This window comes from Novosphingobium sp. CCH12-A3, from assembly GCF_001556015.1.
Classification (GTDB): Bacteria; Pseudomonadota; Alphaproteobacteria; order Sphingomonadales; family Sphingomonadaceae; genus Novosphingobium; species Novosphingobium subterraneum.
In genome coordinates, this window is the sequence record NZ_LSIA01000208.1 from 1 (window position 1) to 1160 (window position 1160).

1 pseudogene is annotated in these 1160 nt (G+C 62.9%); it reads left to right on the top strand.

The window, feature by feature from the left end:
- Positions 1-434: 434 nt before the first annotated feature.
- A pseudogene (locus tag AX703_RS26765) lies at positions 435-1160 on the top strand (IS3 family transposase); the annotation flags it as partial.

Sequence of the window (1160 nt, forward strand, 5' to 3'; positions counted from 1 at the left end):
CTCATCACAGCTCCTTCTCACAAATAGGAGCCTCCAGAAAACCCGGGACGCTTCACCGTGAGCGCAATGAACACCAATAGCGTGATCGCACTCATCGCCAGCGTGTTCGTAGACTGGTCGAGGTAAACACCATTGGCGCAAACCGCCGCAACGCTGTCAACGAAGGTAGTCTTGGTCGAACTGAACTAACGTGAGCCGAGCGGCCCGGTAAATCCGTTCAAATGGGCGAACGATGCGCCAATCCTAAGAGTGAGCAGTTGATACGAGCGGCCGCTCCCATTGCACTGAGGATGCACGCGCCGAGCTTGGTTCCGGGGCTTGCCCCTTCCGCAAGCTTGAGCCAGATGCCGAGCCGCACGGACCACGCTCTGAGGTGGTCCCGGTTTTCTGGACAGGATGCTAAGCTAATCCCGATCTAATGGATTGGTACGGGAATGAAGACGACGAGGAAGCGCTACAGCGCGGAGTTCAAGGCGAGAGTGGCGCTAGAGGCGATCCGGGGCGACCTGACGCTGGCGGAGCTGGCCGCCAAGCATGGGCTTCACCACACAATGATCGCGGCTTGGAAGCGTCAGGCCATCGAGGGGATGGCCGGTTCGTTCTCCGGGGCCGGCGATGCGGCCAAGGCCGCCAATGAGAGCGAGGTGGAGAAGCTGCACGCCAAGATCGGGCAACTGGTGGTGGAGCGGGATTTTTTAGCGAAAGCCTTCGGTCGATGAGCGTGGACCGGAGGCGAGCGATGGTCGAGCCTGCTCACCACTGCCTGTCGGTTGCGGCGCAGTGCCGCCTGCTGCGGATCAGCCGCTCGTCCTACTACTATGCGCCGGTGCCGGAGATGGATGAAACGCTGGGGCTGATGACGGTGATCGACGAGACCTTCATGGAGTGCCCGTGGTACGGTAGCCGCCAGATGGCGCGCCACCTGCGGCGGGCGGGTCACGCGGTCGGCCGGCGCCGGGTGCGGCGGCTGATGGCGAAGATGGGCCTGACGCCGATCTACCAGCGGCCGCGGACGAGCGACCCGCACCCGCAGCACCGGGTCTATCCGTACCTGTTGCGCAAGCTGGCGATCGACCGGCCCAACCACGTCTGGTGTGCCGACGTGACCTACAGTGCGCCTCGTCCCGGATGGTCCGGGGTGCATATGACTGGAATGCAAA